Below are 23,680 nucleotides of genomic sequence, written 5' to 3' on the forward strand. Positions count from 1 at the left end.
GCAGGGTGCTTGCTTAGGATTTTAGGGAATTAATTAATAGTAGATATTGGGATGTTAGAGTTGTTTAGGCAAAAGGTGTTTTGGTGTGTTGACTTCATCAAAGGCAATCATATTAAAAATCAGTATACGGAGGTGAAAGGGATTCTGAAAAACCTTAATTCGATTACCTCTAAGGAAAAACAAAAAGTTAATTTAAACGCAATTTTACAGCATGCGGTTGCTACTACACCATTTTATAAAGACTATAAAGGGTATAAAACGCTCTCCGATTTCCCGGTTATAGACAAAAATATAATAGTAAATTATTACAATGATTTTAAATCATCTAATTACTTAGATAAAGAAAATTTTTCTGCATACACAAGTGGTTCAACTGGGACTCCTTTCAAAGTATATCAAAATCTTCATAAAAAGTTTAGGAACACTGCCGATGTGATTTATTTCGCCGAATTAACAGGGTTTAATGTTGGAGATAAACTATTCTATATTCGGCATTGGGATCAATACAATAGTAAAACGCCCTTAGAAGCATGGAAACGACATATTTATATGCACCCTGTTTCAAAATTGACGAATAGGGATATTGAAGGTCTGTTGGGTGAAATCGAGAAAAATAACTCTAGCAAAGGTATTGTATCCTATGCCTCGGCATTGGATGAAATAAGGGATTATATTTTGAAATCAGGAAGAAAAGCTCCCAGTGATTGTGGGCTTAAATCCATAATTGCTGTTGGAGAAAAATTGAACCAAGAAACCAAAGAGGTTATAGAAAGCTATTATAATGTAGAGGTTGTCTCCAGATATTCCAATGTGGAAAACGGTATAATTGCTCAGCAATTATTGGGTCATAAAAATGGCTTTTATATTAATTGGGCTAGTTACTACGTGGAAATTTTAAAACTTAATAGTCCTGAACCAGTTGAAAAGGGTGAGTTGGGAAGAATAGTGGTAACAGATTTGTTTAATAAGTGTATGCCGATGATACGGTATGACACGGGCGATATTGGTATGATGGATTATGAAAAGGGACATGTTGACGAGTATCCGGTTTTGATGAACATTGAAGGTAGAAAGATGGATATGATTTTCGATTCCAAGGGTAATTTCATTTCATCATATGCTGTATACAATATTTTAAAGTATCCTCATATAAAACAATATCAATTCATTCAAGAAAGTGACAAACGATACTTGTTTAAATTAAATGTGGACAAGTCTTTTAACTCAGAAGGTGAGATTAGAAAAGAATTCATAAATTTATTAGGTGTCGATGCAGAAATTGAATTTGAATATGTAAATGAAATTCCTTTGCTTTCTTCTGGAAAAAGAAAATTTGTGGTTAACAAAAGTCAGAAGGCATCCAAAGATAGAGGCATGGCAGCTATATAAAGGACCTAAAATAGCAATAGTATGAAGCAGAATAGATTAGCTGTATTCTTAAAAGATAAAAATAAGAAGCCCCCATTAAAAATAATAAAGGAATGTACGGTGCTTTTGTTTCAGAAAAAGGAAATCCCTTTTTATTACTTCAAATATCTATATCGAAAAAATGTGGACAATTATCAAGATTACATTGGTACTAAAGAAGCTAATAGAATAAAATACAAAGACACATTTCATAAAGAGGAATACCTGACAATTATTTCAAATAAACTTAATTTTTCACTGTTTTGTAAACAAAATGATTTGCCAGTCCCCGCTTTGATTAGCTATAATTTTGAGTCACATTTTTTTTATAAAAAGCAATTGTATGTTGTTGAAAAGGGAAAGGAGTTACTGGATTTTTTTAAAATGGTTTTTGAGGATTCTGGGCATTCTGTGATTTTCCTTAAGCCCATTTCTCTTTATGGAGGGACAGGTTGCTATAGATTATCCAAAGACAATTTAGAGAAGGATTTAGAACTACATAGAGATTTTATTTTGCAGAATTGTTGCATTCATGAGGAGGTGGTTATTCAACATGAGAATGTCAATAAAATTCATCCCAACTGTGTAAATACCATTAGGGTAGAAACATTTATTGACAAGCAAAACGAAATCCATATTTTATCTGCTTTTATGCGATTTGGTGTGGGGAGTGGTTTTGTGGACAATGCTCATGCTGGAGGTTTTTATGTAGGGATAGATCTTGAAAGTGGAACGTTAAGGGAAGTTGGCCATCAATATATGGAGTATGGAGGGGCGGAGTACACAGAGCATCCAGATTCTGGATTTGTGTTTAAAGGATATAAAATCCCTTTTTTTAAAGAAGTTAAAGAATTGGTGTTTCAGGCTGTGAATTGTCTCCCAGATCGTTATATTGGCTGGGATATTGCAGTTTCCAAGGATGGGCCTGTAATAATTGAAGCTAATGAATATCCTTCTATTTTCATGGCGGATATCGCATTTGGAGGATATTTAAAACACCCTTTGTATCGGGGTATTTTGGAGGAAGTTAGTTGAAAAATAACATAAAAAAACCGAAGCTATTGAGCTTCGGTTTTTTTATGTTTATAGTTTTGACATTACATCATACCTGGCATTCCGCCACCTCCCATTGGAGGCATTGCAGGTGCATCTTCTTTAATGTCGATTAAAGCACACTCGGTAGTCAAGATCATTCCAGAAACAGAGGCTGCATTTTCAAGAGCAATACGTGTTACTTTCTTAGGATCGATAATACCAGCTTTAAGCATATCTACATAAGTTTCAGATTTGGCATCGTAACCAAAGTCTTTTTTACCTTCTTTTACTTTAGCAACTACTACGCTTCCTTCTCCACCGGCGTTTTCAACGATAGTACGTAGAGGAGCTTCGATAGCGCGTGCTACAATTTGGATACCTGTAACTTCATCTAAGTTTTCAGTAGTAATGCTCTCCAGTACAGCTTTGGCTCTTACCAAGGCCACACCACCACCTGCTACGATACCTTCTTCAACTGCGGCTCTTGTAGCATGCAATGCATCGTCCACACGGTCTTTTTTCTCCTTCATTTCAACTTCACTTGCAGCACCAACGTAAAGTACAGCTACACCTCCAGCTAATTTAGCCAAACGCTCTTGCAGTTTTTCTTTGTCGTAGTCTGAAGTAGTAGTCTCAATTTGAGCTTTGATTTGGTTTACTCTAGCTTTAATGTCTTCAGCATTTCCAGAACCATTAACAATTGTTGTATTGTCTTTGTCGATGGTAACTGTTTCAGCAGTTCCTAACATGCTCAAATCGGCATTTTCAAGAGAGAATCCTCTTTCTTCTGAGATTACCACACCACCGGTAAGGATGGCGATGTCTTCAAGCATTGCTTTACGACGATCTCCAAATCCAGGAGCCTTAACAGCAGCAATCTTTAAACCTCCACGAAGTTTGTTTACTACCAAAGTAGCCAAGGCTTGACCTTCAACATCTTCAGCAATGATTAACAATGGCCGACCAGATTGTGCCACTGGTTCCAAAATTGGAAGGATTTCCTGTAAGTTAGAAATCTTTTTATCGAACAATAAAATGTATGGATTTTCTAAATCGGCAATCATTTTATCGGCATCGGTTACAAAGTAAGGAGAAAGGTAACCTCTGTCAAATTGCATACCTTCCACAACGTCTACATAAGTATCGGTACCTTTAGCTTCCTCAACAGTAATCACACCTTCTTTTCCAACTTTAGAAAAAGCTTGGGCGATTAAATCACCAATAGTGTCATCGTTGTTGGCAGAAATGGCAGCAACTTGCTTGATTTTTTCAGAAGAGTTTCCCACCTCTTCAGATTGTTTTTCCAAGTCGGCAGTAATAGCTTCTACAGCCTTATCGATACCGCGCTTTAAATCCATTGGATTGGCACCTGCAGCAACGTTTTTCAAGCCTTCTTTAACAATAGCTTGTGCTAAAACTGTAGCCGTAGTGGTACCGTCACCAGCCAAATCGTTGGTTTTGGAAGCAACTTCCTTAACCATTTGAGCTCCCATGTTTTCAAGCTCATCTTCAAGCTCAACTTCTTTGGCTACACTTACACCATCCTTGGTTACCTGTGGAGCTCCAAAAGAACGGCTAATGATTACGTTACGACCTTTTGGTCCTAAAGTTACTTTTACTGCATTTGCCAATGCATCCACACCGCGTTTTAAACCGTCACGTGCTTCTATGTCGAATTTTATATCTTTTGCCATAATAAATTCTTTTAAAATTTAATTTGAAATATTTTTAAACGTTAAACTCATTGAGAGCATTAATGGAATATATCGAAAAGAAATTAGACAATTGCAAGAATGTCACTTTCTCTCATGATCAAATAATCTTTACCTTCCAATTTAAGCTCAGTACCGGCATATTTTCCGTATAATACCATTTCACCAACTTGTACAGTCATAGGTTCGTCTTTGGTTCCGTTACCTACAGCAATAACTTTTCCTTTTTGGGGTTTTTCCTTGGCAGTATCAGGGATAATGATTCCTGAAGCTGTTTTAGTTTCTGCTTCTACAGGCTCAATAAGAACTCTGTCTGCTAATGGTTTAATGTTTAATCCCATTGGTAATATATTTTTATGATTAATTAAACTTGTTTTTCGAAATTGGAAGAAGCCAAAAATGTGCCAATTAAAAGTGACTGACAAACTTTCAGTAACAAAAAAATGCCAACCTTAAAGGTTGGCATTTTTTACGAATATATCTTCAGATATTATTGAGCTGAATCGTTGCTTACAGCGTTAGTTTCCTGAGTGTCTGCTGGCGTTGTAGTGGCAGGCGTGTCTTGAATTGGTTGTTCTACGGAAGTATCACTGTCAAGAGCTTTGGATTCCGTAACTCCGTTTCCACCACCAATGGCTACATTTGATAATAAAATAAGTGCCAATAGTACGGTTGCCAATCCCCAAGTACTTTTGTCCAAGAAATCGGTGGTTTTTTTAACACCTCCCAATTGTTGGGTACCTCCACCGCCAAAAGAAGAAGATAATCCGCCTCCTTTAGGATTTTGAACCATAATCACTACTACCAACAAAAATGCGATAAGCACTATAAGGACTAAAAATATTGTAAACATGCTTCTTATTCTTTAGTATTATTTTCTTGTAATTTTTTAACTGCTTTAATTTGGTCTGCAAAGAAACCACTTTTTTCTGGATATTTCAAACTTAAAATTTTATAAGATTGAATTGCCTTGTCATAATTTTTCTGTTCCAGATAAATTCGGGCCAAAGTTTCAGTCATTAGACCGTCATTTTGGTTGTCATCCTTTTTATGGTTAAGCTTAGGACTTGGACTGGCCTCTTTAGAGGGGACAATTTTAGGATTGCTGTTCAGGAATTTATCAATTAAATCCAATTTGCTGTCCATGGGCCTCGGTTTGGTTGCGGGCTCAGAGGGTTCAGAAACAGGAGGAGTTATTGATGCTTCTTCTTCTTCTTCAATAGTATCTTTTCTTTCAATAGGTTTAAAACTGGTTATCTTAAGCCATTCAGAAAAGGAGTGGGTTTCATTTTTTTCGAAATCCAAAGGTTTACCAATTTGAAGCTGTTCTTCTGGCGTTTGTTCTATATTCGCTGTGTCTACAGCTATAATTGGTGATGCTTGGTTTTCAGGAACGCTATTTTGGTAATTTGCGGTGTCGTCTTCATTAGTTTTTTCTTCAAATAGAAAAGGATCAAGGACACCTTCGGTATCTTTAATGTGCTGCTTTAGGGCATCGTCAATTAGGACACTTTTATTTACCGAAATATCACTTTCTTCATTAACATCCAATTGCTTGATATGTTCTGAATTCTGTTTGATTTGAAATGAAATCTCATTTTGGTTAAAAGCTTCGGAAGTAATGTAATCAAATAGAATACTGCGGTCCGTCGTATAGGCTGCGGTAATTTTCAATTCTTGGTTATACTTAAAACTTTCGGTATGTTTCAAGCCTTTTAAATGCAATGCACGTGCCGCCTGAAAATAAGGGTATTCCTTAATCACAGCAGTGATGTCACTCAATTGCTCGGAAGTAAATTCCTGAGGGTGTTGAAGTAGATATGTAATATCCTGCAATTGCATAGGTTGAATTAAATTACCATTTAGCTAATGTAGCATTAAAAATGTCTTGTGTCAACCTTTCAAAAATTTCAGCAAAGGCAGTATCTCTAGTTCCTCCAATAAGTTGCGCTGTTGCTGGGTAATCATAGAAAAAGGAAAAACGCTGTTCAAGGTCACCTTCGGGGTTGTTTCTGTCATAAAAGCGCACATTCACTCCTATTGTCAGCCTGTTTTGGGCCGCTTTATTTTCGGCTGTGGCCGTTGTGGGAGAAATACGGTATTCGGTAATTTCACCTTCGTACACTAAATCACCTCCCGAGTTTACCAAGTCTAAACTGGTTTGGTTTAAAATTAAATCTTGAAGGGCAAGGGTAAAGTCCCTATCCAGGCCAGGTTCTACCAAAGCGGCATTATTTTGGAAATAATTTACCTGAAAAGTTTGTGTTCCCGCCGGAATGGAAGCTCCTGTAAATCCGTAGGATACTTTACAAGATATCATCACCAATGACAGGGCGCATAAGATGAAGTAGGTCAAAAATCTCATTATAGGTCGTATTGTTTTATTTTGCGGTACAAGGTGCGTTCGCTTATACCTAGTTCGGCAGCAGCCAATTTACGTTTTCCTTGGTGACGTTCAAGGGATTTTTTAATTAATTCCAATTCCTTGTCCTGTAATGACAACGTTTCTTCTTCATCAATTTCTTCCGCAAAATGGTATTTGTCCATTGGAGTTTCAGGAACATCGATAGGTTCGTGGGTTTTCTCTGGAATGGATAACACTTCCAAGTCTTCTATATTGCTTTCGTCGTCATCAGTATTACCGTAAATTTTGGAAATCAAGCCTTCATGATCCTTCTGAATATCTTGGACATTGCCATTTTTCATGAGCTCCATGGTCAATTTCTTCAAATCGTTCAAGTCACTTTTCATGTCAAAAAGTACCTTGTAAAGAATTTCCCTTTCGCTGCTAAAATCACTTTCGGATTTAGAAGTACTAATCACCGCAGGAAGATTGCTTCCACCACTTGGTAAATAATGTTGTAAAGCTTGAGCATTTAAGGTCCTGTTGTGTTCCAAAACCGAAGCTTGCTCAGCAACATTTCGCAATTGACGAATGTTACCGTTCCATCTGTATTTCTGCAACAAATTAATAGCATCGTCCGTAAGTTTTACGGTAGGCATTTTGTATTTCAGTGCAAAATCACTGGCAAATTTTCTGAACAATAAATGGATATCTTCTTTTCGCTCGCGAAGGGGTGGAATGTTGATTTCAACCGTACTTAAACGGTAATAAAGATCCTCACGGAATTTCTCCTTTTTGATGGCCTCGAACATATTCACGTTGGTAGCGGCCACAATACGGACGTTGGTTTTTTGGACTTTACTGGAACCCACTTTAATAAACTCGCCATTTTCTAAGACACGTAATAAACGCACTTGAGTGGTCAAAGGTAATTCTCCAACTTCATCAAGAAATATGGTTCCGCCATCGGCGACTTCAAAATAACCGCTACGGGTTTGGGTGGCTCCGGTGAAGGCGCCTTTTTCGTGCCCAAATAATTCACTGTCAATAGTCCCTTCTGGAATGGCACCACAGTTAACAGCAATATATTTTCCATGCTTTCTGTGGGAAAGCTGATGGATAATTTTCGGAATACTCTCTTTACCAACACCACTCTCTCCCGTAACCAATACCGAAATGTCCGTAGGGGCAACCTGTATGGCTTTTTCAATGGCACGATTAAGTTTAGGGTCGTTACCAATGATTCCGAATCGTTGTTTAATGGCTTGTACTGATTCCATTTATCTGTTAGATTTTAGAGTTAAGAGAAACGAATCAAAATATTTAAAGTGATATTGATTCCTTTCGCTTTGTTCTACTGTCTTTTATCTAATTATTTTCTGAATATCCTACAGCTTCTCCAATTAAGGTGGCGGAGGTACATTCAGTAATCTTTACATTTACAAAATCTCCTACTTGGTAGTTTTCTTTAGGGAATACCACCACGGTGTTTTGGCTGTTTCTTCCAGACCAGTGAGCGTCAGATCTTTTGGATTCTTTCTCAATCAACACTTCCTCAACTTTACCAAGATGTTGTTCGGTGCGGTACAAGGCGTGTTTTTGTTGCAATACTATGATTTCCTCCAAACGACGTTTTTTGGTCTCTGCAGGAACATCATCTTCCATTTTGCGCTCCGCCAAAGTTCCAGGTCTTTCGGAATACGCAAACATAAACCCGAAGTCGTATTTTACATATTCCATCAGGCTCAAGGTATCTTTGTGGTCTTCTTCAGTTTCGGTTGGGAACCCAGAAATCATATCTTGAGAAATGGCACAGTCTGGAATGAGTCTTTTGATGTTGTCAATCAATTCAAAATACTCTTCACGCGTATGCTGACGGTTCATTTCCTTTAAAATACGGTTACTTCCGCTCTGTACCGGCAAATGGATGTAATTACAGATGTTATTGTGTTTAGCCATGGCTTCAATCACATCCAAAGTCATGTCCTGAGGGTTGGATGTTGAAAAGCGGAAACGCATTTTTGGTTGTGCCGTGGCGCACATTTCCAAAAGGTTTGCAAAGTTAACGGCCGTGGCTTTTTGCATGTCTGAGGCCTTTTCGAAATCTTTCTTAAGTCCTCCACCATACCAAAGGTAACTGTCTACGTTTTGTCCCAAAAGCGTCACTTCTTTATAGCCTTTGCTCCATAGATCGTTGATTTCTTCCATAATACTCTGTGGGTCACGACTGCGCTCACGACCACGTGTAAAAGGAACGACACAGAAGGTACACATATTGTCACAACCTCTTGTGATAGATACAAAAGCAGTAACACCGTTGGAGTTTAAACGCACAGGAGAAATATCACCATAGGTTTCTTCTTTGGAAAGAATCACGTTAACGGCATTTCTTCCTTCATCCACTTCGGCAACAAGGTTAGGCAAGTCTTTGTAGGCGTCTGGCCCAACAACAAGGTCTACAATTTTTTCTTCCTCAAGGAATTTACTTTTCAAGCGTTCTGCCATACAGCCCAAAACACCAACTTTCATGTTTGGGTTGATTTTTTTTACGGCATTGTATTTTTCCAAACGTTTACGAACCGTTTGTTCTGCTTTGTCTCGAATGGAGCATGTATTTACCAAAACCAAATCGGCATCTTCAAGGTTTTGGGTCGTGTTAAATCCGTTTTTAGAAAGAATCGAGGCTACAATTTCACTGTCGCTAAAATTCATTTGGCAACCATAACTTTCAATAAACAGTTTTCGCTGGTTACCTTCCTTTTGTTCTAAAACAAGGCTTTGGCCCTGCTTGTTCTCATCTATAATCTTTTCCATATATAATACTGAAGCGTTCCGTGTTCATTAAGTGTGCAAAGATACGATTTATTTGTAATCTATGACAAGTTGACAGTGTTATTGTTAATTTTAATATGTTAATAATAAGCGCTATTTTTAACAGGTAACCAATTAATTAAATATGACTTTTTCAGAACTTCAATCTAGAATTAATGCTTCCAAACCATTGGATTTTGGCACTATCTTCAGTAATTGTATCGAGCTATTTAAAAAAGTATGGGTTCAAGGTCTCATCATGATTTTGATAACCATTGCTATGTTGGCACCCTTCTATATAATAATGTATCTGCCAATGGTGGCAATGGGTATTTGGAATCCGGAAGCTTTTCAGGATAATCAAGTAAATCCATTATTGATGGTTCCTTTTGTGGTGTTTATGTTGCTATTTGCTTTTTTTGCTATGGTCATTGCTTTTGGGCTTAAGGCATCCTTTTATCGTATTTGCAAGGCGAAAGATCTTGACTTGGTAGAAAAGGATGATTACTTCTATTATTTAAAGAAACCTTATTTGGTGAAAGTGGTAAAGTTGGCATTGATCAGTTATGGGATTTCCCTATTGGCTGCATTGTTATGTTTTTTGCCTATAATATATGTCATGGTGCCTATAACCCTAATGAATGTGATTTTTGCATTTAACCCAGAAATGGACGTTAGGGATATTGTGAAGTCCAGTTTTGATTTGGGAAATAAAAAGTGGCTCATCACTTTTGGATTAATTGTTATTTCAGGATTGTTTGCCGAAGTAATAGGGCTTGTGCTTTGTGGAGTTGGACTTTTGATAACGGCATCCTTTGCCTACTTGCCGGCATACTATATATATAAGGACAGTGTTGGTTTTGAGCCTCACGAATTACCTTTTGAATAGGCTATTTTCATTTGTTTTAGTTATAGTTGTAAAAGTCTGAATTTTTTCAGGCTTTTTTTTGTGATTCCAGAAAAATTGCGCAATATCTGGGGGTTAAAAAATGTTAAATTAGGATGATATATTTTTTTTGATATACATTTGTAGCCTTAAAATAAGAAAAATGGCAAAGAATTTAGTGATAGTTGAGTCCCCTGCAAAGGCCAAAACCATAGAGAAATTCCTAGGAAAAGACTTTAAGGTTGAGTCTAGTTTTGGACATATTGCAGATTTGCCTTCAAAGGAATTGGGGGTAGATGTTGATGGAGATTTTAAGCCAAAATATCTAGTGTCCAAGGATAAGAAAGATGTTGTTAAAAAACTGAAGACCTTAGCTGGGAAAGCAGAAACGATATGGTTGGCGAGTGATGAGGACCGTGAAGGGGAGGCCATTGCATGGCACCTTGCTGAGACTTTAAAATTGGATAAGGCCAAGACCAAGCGTATCGTATTTCACGAGATTACCAAGACGGCCATTCAAAAGGCGATTGAAAATCCAAGGGGTATTGATTACGATTTAGTAGATGCACAACAAGCGCGTCGTGTGTTGGATAGAATTGTGGGTTATGAGTTGTCTCCTGTTTTATGGAGAAAGGTAAAAGGAGGTCTTTCGGCGGGAAGAGTGCAATCAGTGTCTGTAAGATTGATTGTAGAACGCGAACGCGACATCCAAAACTTTACTGCGGAAGCGTCTTTTAGAATAGATGCTGAGTTTTCAAATGAAGATGGGCAAGTTTTCAAGGCAAAACTTCCGAAGAACTTCAGTACAAAAGAAGAGGCTTATGCCTTTTTGGAAGCCAATGTCAAAGCAGAGTTTAAAGTAGCTGATCTAGAGAAAAAGCCAGCCAAGAAATCACCGGCGGCACCATTTACTACGTCTACTTTGCAACAGGAAGCGGCTCGTAAATTATATTTTTCGGTAAGTAAAACGATGACCTTGGCACAGCGCCTTTATGAATCTGGGTTGATTACTTATATGAGAACGGATAGTGTGAACTTATCCGATGAGGCAAGAGCAGGAGCCCAAGCAGAAATTAATTCAGCTTACGGATCAGACTATAGTCAGCCAAGAAACTATAAAGGAAAGGCTAAAGGGGCGCAGGAAGCTCACGAGGCCATTCGTCCTACCGATTTTTCACGCCATTCCATTAGTGTAGATAGAGATCAAGATCGTTTATACGACTTGATTTGGAAACGTGCCATTGCTTCCCAAATGAGTGAAGCCAAGTTGGAGCGTACCAATGTAAAGATTAGTTCTTCTACTGATAGTCATGTGTTCACGGCTAATGGAGAGGTGATTACTTTTGACGGATTCCTGAAGGTATATTTGGAAGGAACCGATGATGAAGATATTGAACAAGAAGGAATGTTGCCAGCACTTAAGGTGAATGAAACACTCCTTAATAATTATATAACCGCCACCGAACGCTATACAAGACCACCAGCCCGTTATACCGAAGCTTCATTGGTGAAGCAATTGGAGGAATTGGGTATTGGAAGACCGTCTACCTATGCGCCAACCATTTCTACCATTCAAAATAGAAATTATGTTGAAAAAGGAAATATTGATGGAGTAGAAAGAGCTTATAGTCAGTTGAAGCTTCAAAACGGTTCGGTAAAGGAAAAAGCGCTTACTGAAAAAGTAGGTTCTGATAAAGGAAAATTGGTTCCCACTGATATCGGGATGATTGTAACTGATTTCTTGGTGAATCATTTCGAGACCATTTTGGATTACAACTTTACGGCAAAAGTTGAGGAAGACTTTGATGAGATTGCCGAAGGTAAAGTAGATTGGTCCAAAATGATGAAGGACTTCTACAAAGACTTTCATCCACAGGTGAAGGATGTCGAGGAAAACGCTGAGAGGGAATCTGGAGAACGTATTTTAGGTGTTGACCCTGCTACCGGGAAACAAGTGAGTGTACGTTTGGGGAAATTTGGCCCAATGGTGCAGATAGGAACTGTTGATGATGAAGAAAAACCACAGTTTGCTAGTTTGGCGCCAGACCAACAATTGAGTTCTATTACTTTTGAGGAGGCTATGGACTTGTTCCAATTGCCAAAAACTTTAGGTGAATTTGAGGGAGAAAGCATAGAAGTTAACAACGGACGTTTTGGACCCTATGTGAAATTTGGAAAATCTTTCGTATCCTTGCCGAAAGGAATGGATCCCTTGAGTGTGGAATTTGATGATGCGGTTGAGCTAATAAAGGAAAAGCAAAAGGCAGACGCTCCTATATATATGTATCAAGATTTACCGGTACAAAAAGGTAAGGGGAGATTTGGACCATATATTAAATGGAACAATATGTTTATCAATGTTAATAAAAAGTATGACTGGGATAACCTTTCAGATACTGACATTGTTGAACTAATTGAAGATAAAATTCAAAAGGAAAAAGATAAGCTTATCCACGATTGGAAAGAGGAAGGCATTAGAGTAGAGAAGGCACGATGGGGTAGGCATAATGTTATTAAGGGGAAGGTAAAGGTAGAATTGCCTAAAACCGTGGATGTTTCAAAAATGACTTTGGAAGAAGCCCAAGGCATTATAGAAAAGAATACGCCAAAGAAAAAAACTACTAGAAAAAAAACAGTAACCAAAAAGAAGTAATAGGAGTACCATAAATGAACTTTGATTTTCTAACCCCAATATCCGATGCTGTGCTAGCCCATGGCGAATTATTATCACAACAAGCACTAGGAAGAAAATTAAGGGTTCACTCCAAACAGAATGGCTTTCCAGATTTGGAAGGCGTAAAAATTGCCATTATTGGTGTTTTGGAAAACAGAAATGATGTCAATTTTATGGGGGAGATTGTTTCTTTTGATGCTGTTAGAACTTCGTTGTATAGTCTGTTTCCTGGAAATTGGTACACTACTATGGCCGATTTAGGAGATATTCTTCCTGGGGAAAAGGTTGAGGATACCTATTTTGCTTTACGAACCACCGTAGGTATGTTGTTAGAAAAGCAAATCATACCTATTATATTGGGAGGTAGTCAGGATTTAACCTATGCCAACTATAGGGCCTATGATAATTATGCGCCTATGGTCAATATTGTAAATGTGGATAGCAATTTTGATTTGGGAGATGCCTCGCTTCCTATTAAGAACAACAGCTTTTTGGGTAAGATAATATTGGAAGAACCTTTTAATTTGTTCAATTATTCTGCTGTAGGTTATCAAACCTATTTTAATTCGCAGGAGGAAATTGATCTTATGGAGAAGCTTTATTTTGAAGCCTATCGTTTGGGGGAGATTTCCAATAATATAAGTTTGGTAGAACCGGTGATGCGAGATGCTAATATCGTTAGTGTCGATTTAAAATCGGTGAAAGCCTCAGAACTTGGTTCAAATCAACGGTATTCTCCAAACGGATTGGATGGAAAGGAAATTTGCGCAGTTTCCCGATATGCAGGTATCAGTAACAAGGTGACCTCGTTTGGAATATATGAGTATAGACCGTCTAGTGACGATAGCGTGACGGCTATGTTAATGGCGCAAATGATATGGTATTTCGTCGAAGGTGTTAACTGTAGGGTGAAGGATGATGATTTTAAGAGTGATGTTAATTATCAGAAATTCAATGTGTTGGTAGAAGATGATGAGCTTATTTTCTTTAAAAGCATCAAAACTGGACGTTGGTGGATAGAAATACCTTTTTTACCAAATGTTAATAATAAATTGAAAAAGCATACGTTATTACCTTGCATGTACGAAGATTATATTGAAGCTACTCAGGGCAAAATACCGGAAAGATGGTATAAAGCCTATAAAAAGAATAGTTTTTAGTATATTTACTTTTTGATTTTTTTAACACTTTATCATCGATGAAATGCAAAGTTTATAGGATGAAATGCAAAAAAAATCAAAAAAAAATTGGTTTTTTGAAAATATATAGATATGTTTACAGCCTTTAAAAAAATACGCTCAGTGTTTTTTTGAAAAAAAATATAATTACAACTAAATAATTTAACCTCGAGTTTCTATGAATATGAAGAAGTTTGCTTTATTAACCGCTGTATTGGCTCTATTACACAGTTGTAGCTCTGGTGACAGAGGAGAACTGGTAGGAGTTAAAGGAAAGAAATGGCATCCTGAAAAACCTTATGGTATGACCCTTGTTCCGGGAGGAGCATTCATCATGGGTAAATCGGATGATGATCTGGCGGGTGTACAAGATGCACCAACCAAAACGGTGACCGTAAGGGCCTTTTATATGGACGAAACTGAAATCACTAACAGTGAGTATCGTCAGTTTGTGAATTGGGTACGTGACTCAATCGTAAGAACCAAGTTGGCGATCCTAGCCGATGAAATTGGTAAAACACCAGATGATGGTGGTATTGGAGAGTTTGCATTTAAAGATGCAGATACTGCCGATATGAGTGTGTACGAAAAGTACATGTTGGATAACTATAGTGGTTTAGGTCCAACAGGATATGAAGGTAGAAAACTTAATAAGGATGTAGACCTTATTTTGGATACTAACGACTATCCTGATGAATACTACGCCGAGGTAATGGATACCATGTATCTACCTATCGAGGAATCCTATAATGGACAACGTACTTGGGACGTAACCAAGTTCAAGTTCCAATATACTTATATGGATATCGAAAAGGCTGCAAAAAACAGAAACCTTAGAAGAAGTGATGTACTTATTACTGATGAGGTTGCTGTATATCCGGATACTACCGCTTGGATTCGTGATTTTGCCTATTCATATAATGAGCCAATGCACAATGACTATTTCTGGCATGATGCTTATGGAGCGTATCCAGTAGTTGGAGTGTCTTGGAAACAAGCAAATGCATTCTGTCAATGGCGTACTATTTATAAGAATGGTTACCAAAAATCTAGAGGTAAAGCTCAGGTAAATAAATTCAGATTGCCATCTGAAGCAGAGTGGGAATACGCCGCTAGAGGTGGTCTTCAAGGAGCAACTTTCCCTTGGGGTGGACCTTACACCAAAAATGATAGAGGATGCTTTATGGCAAACTTTAAACCATTACGTGGAGACTATGCAGCAGATCAAGCTTTGTATACTGTTGAAGCGGATGCTTACGAGCCAAACGATTACAACCTATATAACATGGCAGGTAATGTGTCAGAATGGGTGCAAGGATCTTATGACCCAGCTTCATACGAGCATTTCTCAACCATCAACCCTAATGTAAATGATGCTGCTAACGAACGTAAAGTAGTACGTGGGGGGTCTTGGAAAGATGTTGCATACTTCTTACAGGTGAGCTCAAGAGATTATGAGTACGCAGATTCAGCAAGAAGTTATATCGGATTTAGAACCGTACAGGATTATATGGGAACTGAAGTAACCAATAATTCACACTAATCAAAACAATAAAATTTAATCTATTATTTAACCTACTTAAGTAATAATACATATTAACTTAAACTAAAAACAAAAATTATGGCACAGTCAAAAGCAGGTAAGCGTTTTATGAACATGGCTTACGGATTAGGAGCATCAATCGTAATCATTGGAGCACTTTTTAAGATTACTCACTTCGAATTAGGACCACTTACTGGTAACGTAATGTTAACTATCGGTCTTGTATCAGAAGCAATTATTTTCGCGATTTCAGCATTCGAACCAGTAGATGACGATTTAGATTGGTCTTTGGTTTACCCAGAATTGGCAGGTGGTAAGTCTTCACCAAAAGCTAAGAAAGAAGAAGCTAAAGATGCTGAAGGTCTTTTATCTAAGAAATTAGACAACTTATTGAAAGAAGCTAAAATTGATGGTGAACTTATGGCAAGTTTAGGAAACAGCATCAAAAACTTCGAAGGAGCTGCTAAAGGAATCAGCCCAACAGTAGATTCTATCGCTGCAACTAAAAAGTATGGTGAAGAGTTGTCTCTTGCTGCATCTCAAATGGAGTCTTTGAACAGCCTTTACAAAGTACAATTAGAGAGCGTTAACCGTCAAGCGACAATTAACGAAGAAGCAGTAGAAAACGCAGCTAAACTTAAAGAACAAATGCAATCTTTGGCTTCTAACTTGTCTTCACTTAACGGTGTTTACGGTGGTATGCTATCTGCTATGAACAAAAACTAATTAGTTTTTTAGTCTAGAATTTTAAACAATTAACAACACAAAAAACTAATTAGAAATGGCAGGAGGAAAATTATCTGCAAGGCAGAAAATGATTAACTTGATGTATTTGATCTTCATTGCGATGTTAGCATTGAATATGTCAAAAGAAGTACTTTCGGCTTTCGGTTTGATGAATGAAAAGTTGACCGAATCCAACGAGGCTTCTACTGAGAGAAATACACAGTTCATGAATGGTTTGGCGGCTAAGGTTGACGAACAACCAGCAAAGTATAAGCCTTTAAAAGCTGCTGCTGATCAAATTGATCAATTAGCAACTGGTTTGGATGCTTACATAACCAATCTTAAAACTGAAATGACCGCTAAGTTGGACGATCCTACTGAGTATGAGTCAATGGATAAAGGAGACTTCTTGGATAACCTTTGGTTTAAAGGTGATAAATTGAAACCAGAAGGAGAAGAATTCAAAGCTAAAATTGCTGAATTTAGAGATGGTGTGGTAGCTGTTTTGGAAGCAAACCCTATGACGGCTTCTATGGCGCCATCTGTTAAAGAGAAATTTGCTACTGAAGATGTAAAAAGAGGTGCTGGAACTGTAGAATGGTTAAGCCACAACTATAAAGGTTTCCCATTGGTAGCGTCTTTAACTAAATTGACTCAGATGCAAGCTGACGTTAAAACTACTGAAACTGAAGTATTACAGTCTATGTTAGGTGAGCAGCTTAAAGTGGAAGCTTCTTTAACAAACTTTGACGCTATTGTTGTACCGGACAAAACTGCTTTCTTCTCAGGAGAAGAGTTTACAGGTAGAATCATCTTGGGTAAAAATGACAAAACGTTAAGAGCTGATAAAGTAATCATCAACGGTAAAGAATTACCTGCTGAAGCTATGCAAGCTGGACAAACTATGTTGAAGTTTGCTGCTGGTAATGTAGGTGAGCAAACAATTGAAGGTGAGTTCCAATTTAAAGAAGGAGATTCTATTATCTCTATTCCAGTAAAGAGTACTTACGCAGTTGTACCTAAACCAAACTCAGCAACAATTTCTGCTGACAAGATGAATGTTGTATACCGTGGTGTTGTAAACCCAATGACAATTTCTTTCGCTGGCGTGCCAGATAACAAAGTAACAGCGTCTGCTACAGGTTTATCTAAGGGATCTGGTGTTGGTAAATACAACATGAAGCCAGGTTCTGGTAGAGAAGTTACTATCAACGTTTCTGGAACTTTACCTGATGGTACTAAAGTTAGTGATAAGGCTACTTTCCGTATTAAGGATATCCCTGCACCTACTGGTACTATTCGTGGAGAAGATGGAGTTGTTCCAATGCAACGTAACGGTTTAGAAATTTCTTCTGTTGGTGCTAAGTTGGATGATTTCGATTTCGATTTACCATTAAGTGTTTCTGGATTCAAGTTCAAAGTACCAGGGCAACCAACAATTACTGTTAACGGTAACAAATTAAATGATAGAGCTAAATCTGCGTTGCGTAAAGCTAAGCGTGGAGATGCTGTTCAAATATTTGATATCAATGCTAAGATTACCAACAACTCATCATACAAGTTGAAAAAGGTATCTCCAGTAATTATCGAATTAACAAACTAAGATATTTTAGTTAGACAACAAACGTTTTATACGTAGAGACTCAGAAGTCCCAAACATTAAATGATTTAAGATGAAGATTAAGAATATTTTATTAACCGTTTTAGGAGTTGTTGCAACAACTGGGGCATTTGCTCAGGCAAATATCCTTAACGCTAAAACACCAGACCAAATAGGAGTTAAAACAGAAGCTCAACTGGCATTGGATCATGACAGACCTTTAGAGTATGGTTATGTAGATGACAGAGATATTTTGTTTTCAAAAATGACCTGGGAAAGAATCGTTTTAGATGAGCGTGCCAACTTCCCGCTTTACTACCCTGTAGATACTAACAACATTGGTAGTAACAGACGTTCTTTGTTTGATGTAATCATGAAGAATGTAGCAAATGGTAATATTGAAAATGTTTATGCTGACTCTTATTTCACTGAAAAGCGTACGTTGAAAGATTTGGAAGGAGCCTTGAAATTGGTAGATACTACAGATCTAGGTTTTGAGCAATACAATGCAGAAGGTATCGTAGATCCTCAATACATTAGAAAAAGAGAAATCTCTTCTTATGATATCAAGGAATACCGTATCAAAGGATTGTGGTATTTTGACAAAAGACAAGGTGAATTGCGTTACAGACTTTTAGGTATCGCTCCGGTTTGTCCAGATGTTAACTTTATTGACGCAGAAATTCCTGATTTAGTTGAATTGTTTTGGGTATTCTTCCCAGAAGCTAGAACTGTTTTGCACGAAGCAAAATCGTTTAACAACAAAAACAGTGCTGTGCCAATCTCTTTCGATCACTTGTTGAATTCTAGACGTTTCAATGGCTTTATGTATAAAGAAGAGAACGTTTATGGAGACAGAGAGGTGAAGGAGTATATTGCTGACAACGCATTAATGCAACTTTTGGAGTCTGACCGAATCAAAGAGAAGATTCGTAATTTCGAACAAGATATGTGGTCTTACTAAGGTAAATCACGATCAAATAAAAGAAAAAGCCCACTTTTGAAGTGGGCTTTTTCTTTTTTATAGTTTGTAATTATTTTCAGGATATTAATTTTGTAGTTATGAATGTAGATTATTTTGTAGTAGGTTGTGGATTGGCGGGTATTGCATTTTGCGAACAATTGCGTCAACATAATAAAACCTTTTTGGTGTTCAACAATGAGTCGCAACAGTCATCAAAAGTAGCGGCAGGGGTCTATAATCCTGTTATTTTAAAGCGGTTTTCCGAAGTTTGGATGGCTAGGGAGCAATTGGATTTGGCATTACCTAAATATAAGGACTTGGAAGGACTCTTGGGCACGCAAATAGATTTTTCAATTCCAATTCACAGGCGGTTTTCTTCAATTGAAGAACAAAACCTTTGGTTTTCTGCTTCAGATAAACCTGCATTGGAGGCTTTTTTATCGACTACTTTGGTTAAAAATCATAATGACGAAATCAAAGCGCCTTTTGGTTTTGGTAAGGTATTGCATACAGGACGAGTTGATACCAACAAGCTCATTGATGGCTATATAGCGTATTTGTTGACGATGAACCAACTTATTTCCGAAGCTTTTAATTATGGCACCTTGGAAATCAACTCAAATTCGTTTCAATATCATGAGCATACAGCTAAAAACATTGTATTCTGTGAAGGCTTTGGTATAAAGTCCAATCCTTATTTCAACTATTTACCATTAAATGGCACTAAAGGGGAGACCATAACCATTAAGGCGCCCAATCTTAACTTGGATGTTATTTTGAAGGGATCTGTGTTTTTATTGCCAGAAGGAAATGATGTTTATACGGTTGGAGCAACTTACGATTGGAAGGATAAAACCAATCAACCCAGTCAAGCGGGACGAGAGGAATTGGTAGCGAAAGTAAAGGAATTAATTAATTGCGAATTCACAGTAATAGATCAAGAAGCAGGAATACGGCCAACGGTAAAGGATAGACGTCCTTTGGTTGGTGCACATCCAGAACACTCAAACATGTATGTTTTAAATGGTTTGGGGACGCGCGGCGTTATGATTGCACCTTATGTAGCTGAGCAGCTCTATGGATCCATTGAAAACAACAAAGCTCTAAATCCAGAGATAGACATTAAGCGGTTTTCTTCTTAGCCCATTCTTTATCGTAATGCATAAAAATATTGATCCAAATATTTCTGGACAAGCGCATGATAATGGGATAAAAGGCTATCATCGTCCCTACAATCGCGATAAAGGCGGTTTTTAAGGTCGTTCCAAGAATGAGATAGCTTATCACAAAGGCGGCCACGGCAAAGGCTATACCTACGGCATAGCTCACATACATGGATCCATAAAAAAATGAAGGCTCCAATCTGTATTTTGTACCGCAGTGTGAACACTTATCATGTATTTTTAGGGTATCGGTGATGATGTACGGATTTTTGTTGACGTACATGGATTCTTCTTGACACTTTGGACAAGATCCCGTAAATATGCTATACAGCTTAGTCCCTTTTTTTATCATGGATTTATAGTGTATTTTTGCGTTTTCTATCGAATTGTAAAGTTACGTTTTATAGAATGATTAATTGTAACAAAAGTCACTAAATGCTCAATATCCATAACCTCTCTATTTCGTTTCAGGGCGAATATTTATTTGAAGAAATCACCTTTAAACTCAATCCTGGGGATAGGGTTGGTTTGATTGGTAAAAACGGGGCTGGTAAATCTACCATGCTCAAGATTTTGTCTGGGGATATGGAGCCTGATTTGGGGCAAATAGCTTCCGATAAAAATTTAAGCATTGGATTTTTAAGACAGGACATAGATTTCATCCAAGGAAGGACAGTTTTGGAAGAAGCCTATGAAGCGTTTCGGGAGATTAAGGCCTTGGAACGGAAATTAGAGAAGATCAACCTAGAAATGGCAGAGCGTACCGATTATGAAAGTGAAAGCTATCACCAATTGATGGTCGATCTAAATGAAATTCAGCATCAATATGAAATCTTGGGAGGTTACAATTATCAAGGTGAAACCGAAAAAATTCTTCAAGGTTTAGGTTTTAAAAGGGAGGACTTTAATAAACTTACGGATACCTTTTCCGGAGGATGGCGTATGCGTATTGAATTGGCCAAGTTGTTACTTCAAAACAATGATATTTTACTTCTGGATGAGCCTACCAACCACTTGGATATTGAATCCATTATTTGGTTGGAAGGATTTTTAAAGGGCTATTCCGGTGCCGTAGTGATTGTATCCCACGACAAAATGTTCTTGGATAATGTAACCAATCGTACTATTGAAATCTCCTTGGGACGAATCTACGATTACAATAAGCCTTATTCAAAGTTTTTAGTGCTTAGAAAGGAAATCAAGGAACAGCAGTTAGCCTCACAAAAAAATCAGGAGAAACAGATTCAGCAAACCGAAAAACTGATTGAAAAATTTAGGGCCAAGGCTTCCAAAGCTTCCATGGCACAGTCTCTGATCAAGAAATTGGACCGAATGGAGCGAATAGAGGTAGATGAAGATGACAATAGCGTGATGACCTTAAATTTTCCGGTGTCCATTACCCCAGGTAAAGTGGTAGTTGAAGCTGAAAATATATCCAAGAATTATGGTGACTTACAGGTTTTAAATGGCATCGACTTAAGTATTGAAAGAGATTCCAAAACGGCTTTTGTTGGGCAGAATGGTCAGGGTAAATCTACCTTGGCTAAAATTATTGTTGGGGAAATAAAGCACGAAGGGCATTTAAAGTTGGGGCATAACGTGCAAATAGGGTATTTTGCTCAGAACCAAGCAGAATATCTGGACGGCAACAAAACAGTTTTGGATACCATGATTGATGCTGCTAATGAGTCCAATAGAAGTAAGGTAAGAGACATTTTGGGATCGTTCTTGTTCCGTGGTGAGGAGGTTGATAAATATGTGAGAGTGCTTTCCGGAGGGGAACGAAACCGTTTGGCGCTGGCAAAATTGTTACTGCAACCCTTGAATGTGTTGGTTATGGATGAGCCCACTAACCATTTGGACATTAAATCCAAAAATGTTTTAAAAGAAGCATTAAAGAAGTTTGAGGGAACTTTGATTTTAGTGTCTCACGACCGTGATTTTCTTCAAGGGCTTACAAATAAGGTGTACGAATTCAAAGATCAAAGAATCAAGGAGTATCTGGGAGATATCGATTTCTATTTAGAGCAACGCAACGTGGAGAACCTTAGGGAAGTTGAAAAACGCGATGTTATCAAAGAGCAACCAAAGGAAACCAATAAGCAATCATACCAAGACCAAAAGAAGATGAAAGCTTTGGCCAACAAGTTGAGCAATACCGAAGCTAAAATTAGTCAACTGGAAAAGGAAATCAAGGCTATTGATGCCGAACTTGCTATAAATTATGATGCCTTAGTGGCAGACCCTAGTTTCTTTGAGAATTATCAAGCCAAAAAGGACAAATTGGATACTCTCATGTTGGATTGGGAAACAATCCACGAGGAGTTGGATAGTTTTAACTAAAAGACATTCACTTAAAATTTAGTTGTTTAAAATCGTTTCTAAATCTGTAACTTACAGAATGGAAACATACTTCTTTCAATGTCCATATTGTTGGCAGCAAATATCTGTTGTAGTGGACAAGTCTATTCACAATCAAAATTATATTGAAGATTGCGAAGTCTGTTGTAATCCCATGTTGTTGGAAATCAAGATTCAAAATTTTGACATATTTTACTTTCAAGTAAGTGAGCTTTAATAAGTAAGAGTTTATAAAATATGTTGATTTTCAATGTCTTTATCAGTATTTCTTTTTAGTTGACTATGTATTTCGTCGAAAAAAATTTGCATTTCAACGAATTAAGATTATATTCGTTAATGTAACTTTTTTCTTGCTTCAAACTTATCATTATGAAAACGCTCAAACTATCATTTCTGTTCTGTTTAATTAGTGTATTGTCATTTGGCGCAATTTCGGCCAAAGAAAAAGCAGCTCTTGTGGCATTAAATGCTTCCACCCAAGGAGAGCATTGGTTTAAAAAATGGAATCTCAATGCACCAGTATATACTTGGTGTGGTGTGATCATTGAGGACGATAAGGTGGTTGAGTTAAATTTAGATTCCAATAACCTTTCGGGGACACTTCCAGAGATGTTTGGAGACTTGATTCACTTAAGAAAAATTAGTTTTTTTAGAAACGCTATCACCGGAAAGATTCCTTCATCCATAGGGAACCTAACGGAACTAAAAGTAATGAACATAGCTTTTAATCAATTGAACGGAACACTGCCAAGTTCCATTGTAAATTTAAAATCCTTGGTGTCGTTGCAGTTGTTTATGAATAGAATTGAAGGTGAGATCCCTCGTCAGATAGGAAACTTGGCCAATTTAGAATATTTGGAATTATATAATAACCACATAGAAGGAACGATTCCAAAATCCATAGGTAAACTTACCAAACTAAAAGAGCTTTTAATTAGCAGTAATAAAATTACCGGAAACCTTCCGAAGGAAATTTCAGGGATGGCATCACTAAGAGTATTGAGTGTCTTTGATAATCAAATGTTAGGGATTGTCCCAAAGTCAATTGGTAAGTTAACAGGTTTGGAAGAATTGGTATTGGCCAATAATGCTTTTTATGGTGATTTGCCAAATGAACTTGCTAGCTTGGTAAACCTGAAAGTTTTGCTCTTAGGAAACAACGCTTTCAAGGGAGATTTGGCGGCTTTGGAAAAAAACTTTCCAAAAATGAAAAATTTTGATGTGCACAATACTGAGGGTAGAGGAGTGATAGTAACCTTGGACCCAGAAGATTAAA

General features: G+C 37.4%; 21 protein-coding genes. 13 read left to right on the plus strand and 8 right to left on the minus strand.

Translation table 11 applies throughout. From position 1 onward, the window contains the following. Window positions 1–51: 51 nt before the first annotated feature. Both ZA05_RS03080 and ZA05_RS03085 read left to right on the plus strand, forming a co-directional pair. Entirely contained in the window at window positions 52–1,389 is a 1,338-nt protein-coding gene (locus tag ZA05_RS03080) for a phenylacetate--CoA ligase family protein (protein WP_053990116.1), read from the plus strand. Window positions 1,390–1,410: 21 nt separating this feature from the next. After that, a complete protein-coding gene (locus ZA05_RS03085; RefSeq protein ID WP_053990115.1) occupies window positions 1,411–2,442 on the plus strand; it encodes a sugar-transfer associated ATP-grasp domain-containing protein in 1,032 nt (343 codons plus the stop codon). A 62-nt stretch (window positions 2,443–2,504) separates the two neighbouring features. Here the strand turns inward: ZA05_RS03085 and groL are convergent, their stop codons facing one another. The 7 genes from groL to miaB form a co-directional block, all read right to left on the minus strand. After that, entirely contained in the window at window positions 2,505–4,136 is a 1,632-nt protein-coding gene (groL, locus tag ZA05_RS03090) for a chaperonin GroEL (RefSeq protein ID WP_053990243.1), read from the minus strand. An 83-nt stretch (window positions 4,137–4,219) separates the two neighbouring features. Then, entirely contained in the window at window positions 4,220–4,495 is a 276-nt protein-coding gene (groES, locus tag ZA05_RS03095; protein ID WP_053977040.1) for a co-chaperone GroES, read from the minus strand. Window positions 4,496–4,644: 149 nt separating this feature from the next. After that, entirely contained in the window at window positions 4,645–5,007 is a 363-nt protein-coding gene (secG, locus tag ZA05_RS03100; RefSeq protein WP_053990113.1) for a preprotein translocase subunit SecG, read from the minus strand. Window positions 5,008–5,012: 5 nt separating this feature from the next. Beyond that, window positions 5,013–5,996: a hypothetical protein gene (locus ZA05_RS03105; protein WP_053990112.1), complete on the minus strand. Its 984-nt coding sequence runs from the start codon at window positions 5,994–5,996 to the stop codon at window positions 5,013–5,015. 13 nt (window positions 5,997–6,009) lie between these two features. Next, entirely contained in the window at window positions 6,010–6,519 is a 510-nt protein-coding gene (locus tag ZA05_RS03110) for an LptE family protein (protein ID WP_053990111.1), read from the minus strand. Then, window positions 6,519–7,778, minus strand: a complete 1,260-nt coding sequence (locus tag ZA05_RS03115; protein ID WP_053990110.1) for a sigma-54-dependent Fis family transcriptional regulator — start codon at window positions 7,776–7,778, stop codon at window positions 6,519–6,521. Before ZA05_RS03115 ends, ZA05_RS03110 begins: the two co-directional genes overlap by 1 nt. A gap of 88 nt (window positions 7,779–7,866) precedes the next feature. Further along, complete coding sequence (gene miaB, locus ZA05_RS03120; protein ID WP_053990109.1) at window positions 7,867–9,312, minus strand: tRNA (N6-isopentenyl adenosine(37)-C2)-methylthiotransferase MiaB; 1,446 nt, start codon at window positions 9,310–9,312, stop codon at window positions 7,867–7,869. Window positions 9,313–9,454: 142 nt separating this feature from the next. Between miaB and ZA05_RS03125 the strand changes: the two genes are divergently transcribed. The 8 genes from ZA05_RS03125 (at window position 9,455) to ZA05_RS03160 (ending at window position 20,022) form a co-directional block, all read left to right on the plus strand. Beyond that, a complete protein-coding gene (locus tag ZA05_RS03125; protein WP_053990108.1) occupies window positions 9,455–10,198 on the plus strand; it encodes a hypothetical protein in 744 nt (247 codons plus the stop codon). A gap of 160 nt (window positions 10,199–10,358) precedes the next feature. Continuing rightward, window positions 10,359–12,848, plus strand: coding sequence for a type I DNA topoisomerase (gene topA, locus ZA05_RS03130; protein WP_053990107.1), 2,490 nt, complete (start codon window positions 10,359–10,361; stop codon window positions 12,846–12,848). A 14-nt stretch (window positions 12,849–12,862) separates the two neighbouring features. Further along, a complete protein-coding gene (locus ZA05_RS03135) occupies window positions 12,863–14,029 on the plus strand; it encodes a formimidoylglutamase (RefSeq protein ID WP_053990106.1) in 1,167 nt (388 codons plus the stop codon). Between the two features lie 196 nt (window positions 14,030–14,225). Further along, window positions 14,226–15,590, plus strand: a complete 1,365-nt coding sequence (gene gldK, locus ZA05_RS03140; protein WP_082333638.1) for a gliding motility lipoprotein GldK — start codon at window positions 14,226–14,228, stop codon at window positions 15,588–15,590. Between the two features lie 78 nt (window positions 15,591–15,668). Continuing rightward, window positions 15,669–16,316: a gliding motility protein GldL gene (gene gldL / locus ZA05_RS03145; RefSeq protein ID WP_053990104.1), complete on the plus strand. Its 648-nt coding sequence runs from the start codon at window positions 15,669–15,671 to the stop codon at window positions 16,314–16,316. Between the two features lie 55 nt (window positions 16,317–16,371). Beyond that, window positions 16,372–17,919 (plus strand): gliding motility protein GldM, encoded by a 1,548-nt coding sequence (gene gldM / locus ZA05_RS03150; protein WP_053990103.1) that lies wholly within the window; start codon window positions 16,372–16,374, stop codon window positions 17,917–17,919. A 70-nt stretch (window positions 17,920–17,989) separates the two neighbouring features. Then, on the plus strand, window positions 17,990–18,880 hold the full coding sequence (gene gldN / locus ZA05_RS03155) for a gliding motility protein GldN (RefSeq protein ID WP_053990102.1): 891 nt from the start codon (window positions 17,990–17,992) through the stop codon (window positions 18,878–18,880). A gap of 98 nt (window positions 18,881–18,978) precedes the next feature. Continuing rightward, complete coding sequence (locus ZA05_RS03160) at window positions 18,979–20,022, plus strand: FAD-binding oxidoreductase (RefSeq protein WP_053990101.1); 1,044 nt, start codon at window positions 18,979–18,981, stop codon at window positions 20,020–20,022. Here the strand turns inward: ZA05_RS03160 and ZA05_RS03165 are convergent. Next, a complete protein-coding gene (locus ZA05_RS03165) occupies window positions 20,003–20,395 on the minus strand; it encodes a DUF983 domain-containing protein (protein WP_053990100.1) in 393 nt (130 codons plus the stop codon). The two genes, ZA05_RS03160 and ZA05_RS03165, sit on opposite strands and share 20 nt — an antisense overlap. A gap of 83 nt (window positions 20,396–20,478) precedes the next feature. Between ZA05_RS03165 and ZA05_RS03170 the strand changes: the two genes are divergently transcribed. From ZA05_RS03170 to ZA05_RS03175, 3 genes are all read left to right on the plus strand, one after another. Further along, on the plus strand, window positions 20,479–22,386 hold the full coding sequence (locus tag ZA05_RS03170) for an ABC-F family ATP-binding cassette domain-containing protein (RefSeq protein ID WP_053990099.1): 1,908 nt from the start codon (window positions 20,479–20,481) through the stop codon (window positions 22,384–22,386). A 58-nt stretch (window positions 22,387–22,444) separates the two neighbouring features. Further along, on the plus strand, window positions 22,445–22,621 hold the full coding sequence (locus ZA05_RS17985) for a CPXCG motif-containing cysteine-rich protein (protein WP_082333637.1): 177 nt from the start codon (window positions 22,445–22,447) through the stop codon (window positions 22,619–22,621). A 152-nt stretch (window positions 22,622–22,773) separates the two neighbouring features. Further along, window positions 22,774–23,679 carry a hypothetical protein gene (locus ZA05_RS03175; RefSeq protein ID WP_053990098.1) on the plus strand — a complete coding sequence of 302 codons (906 nt, stop codon included), beginning with the start codon at window positions 22,774–22,776 and terminating at the stop codon, window positions 23,677–23,679. Window position 23,680: the final 1 nt, after the last annotated feature.

Source organism: Mangrovimonas sp. TPBH4 (genome assembly GCF_001280505.1).
Taxonomy (GTDB): Bacteria; Bacteroidota; Bacteroidia; order Flavobacteriales; family Flavobacteriaceae; genus Mangrovimonas_A.

Excerpts from the sequence above, each read along its gene's own strand:
- ZA05_RS03080 (WP_053990116.1), top strand. The coding sequence starts at position 52 with ATGTTAGAGTTGTTTAGGCAAAAGGTGTTTTGGTGTGTTGACTTCATC.
- ZA05_RS03085 (WP_053990115.1), top strand. The coding sequence starts at position 1,411 with ATGAAGCAGAATAGATTAGCTGTATTCTTAAAAGATAAAAATAAGAAG.
- groL (WP_053990243.1), bottom strand. The coding sequence starts at position 4,136 with ATGGCAAAAGATATAAAATTCGACATAGAAGCACGTGACGGTTTAAAA.
- groES (WP_053977040.1), bottom strand. The coding sequence starts at position 4,495 with ATGGGATTAAACATTAAACCATTAGCAGACAGAGTTCTTATTGAGCCT.
- secG (WP_053990113.1), bottom strand. The coding sequence starts at position 5,007 with ATGTTTACAATATTTTTAGTCCTTATAGTGCTTATCGCATTTTTGTTG.
- ZA05_RS03105 (WP_053990112.1), bottom strand. The coding sequence starts at position 5,996 with ATGCAATTGCAGGATATTACATATCTACTTCAACACCCTCAGGAATTT.
- ZA05_RS03110 (WP_053990111.1), bottom strand. The coding sequence starts at position 6,519 with ATGAGATTTTTGACCTACTTCATCTTATGCGCCCTGTCATTGGTGATG.
- ZA05_RS03115 (WP_053990110.1), bottom strand. The coding sequence starts at position 7,778 with ATGGAATCAGTACAAGCCATTAAACAACGATTCGGAATCATTGGTAAC.
- miaB (WP_053990109.1), bottom strand. The coding sequence starts at position 9,312 with ATGGAAAAGATTATAGATGAGAACAAGCAGGGCCAAAGCCTTGTTTTA.
- ZA05_RS03125 (WP_053990108.1), top strand. The coding sequence starts at position 9,455 with ATGACTTTTTCAGAACTTCAATCTAGAATTAATGCTTCCAAACCATTG.
- topA (WP_053990107.1), top strand. The coding sequence starts at position 10,359 with ATGGCAAAGAATTTAGTGATAGTTGAGTCCCCTGCAAAGGCCAAAACC.
- ZA05_RS03135 (WP_053990106.1), top strand. The coding sequence starts at position 12,863 with ATGAACTTTGATTTTCTAACCCCAATATCCGATGCTGTGCTAGCCCAT.
- gldK (WP_082333638.1), top strand. The coding sequence starts at position 14,226 with ATGAATATGAAGAAGTTTGCTTTATTAACCGCTGTATTGGCTCTATTA.
- gldL (WP_053990104.1), top strand. The coding sequence starts at position 15,669 with ATGGCACAGTCAAAAGCAGGTAAGCGTTTTATGAACATGGCTTACGGA.
- gldM (WP_053990103.1), top strand. The coding sequence starts at position 16,372 with ATGGCAGGAGGAAAATTATCTGCAAGGCAGAAAATGATTAACTTGATG.
- gldN (WP_053990102.1), top strand. The coding sequence starts at position 17,990 with ATGAAGATTAAGAATATTTTATTAACCGTTTTAGGAGTTGTTGCAACA.
- ZA05_RS03160 (WP_053990101.1), top strand. The coding sequence starts at position 18,979 with ATGAATGTAGATTATTTTGTAGTAGGTTGTGGATTGGCGGGTATTGCA.
- ZA05_RS03165 (WP_053990100.1), bottom strand. The coding sequence starts at position 20,395 with ATGATAAAAAAAGGGACTAAGCTGTATAGCATATTTACGGGATCTTGT.
- ZA05_RS03170 (WP_053990099.1), top strand. The coding sequence starts at position 20,479 with ATGCTCAATATCCATAACCTCTCTATTTCGTTTCAGGGCGAATATTTA.
- ZA05_RS17985 (WP_082333637.1), top strand. The coding sequence starts at position 22,445 with ATGGAAACATACTTCTTTCAATGTCCATATTGTTGGCAGCAAATATCT.
- ZA05_RS03175 (WP_053990098.1), top strand. The coding sequence starts at position 22,774 with ATGAAAACGCTCAAACTATCATTTCTGTTCTGTTTAATTAGTGTATTG.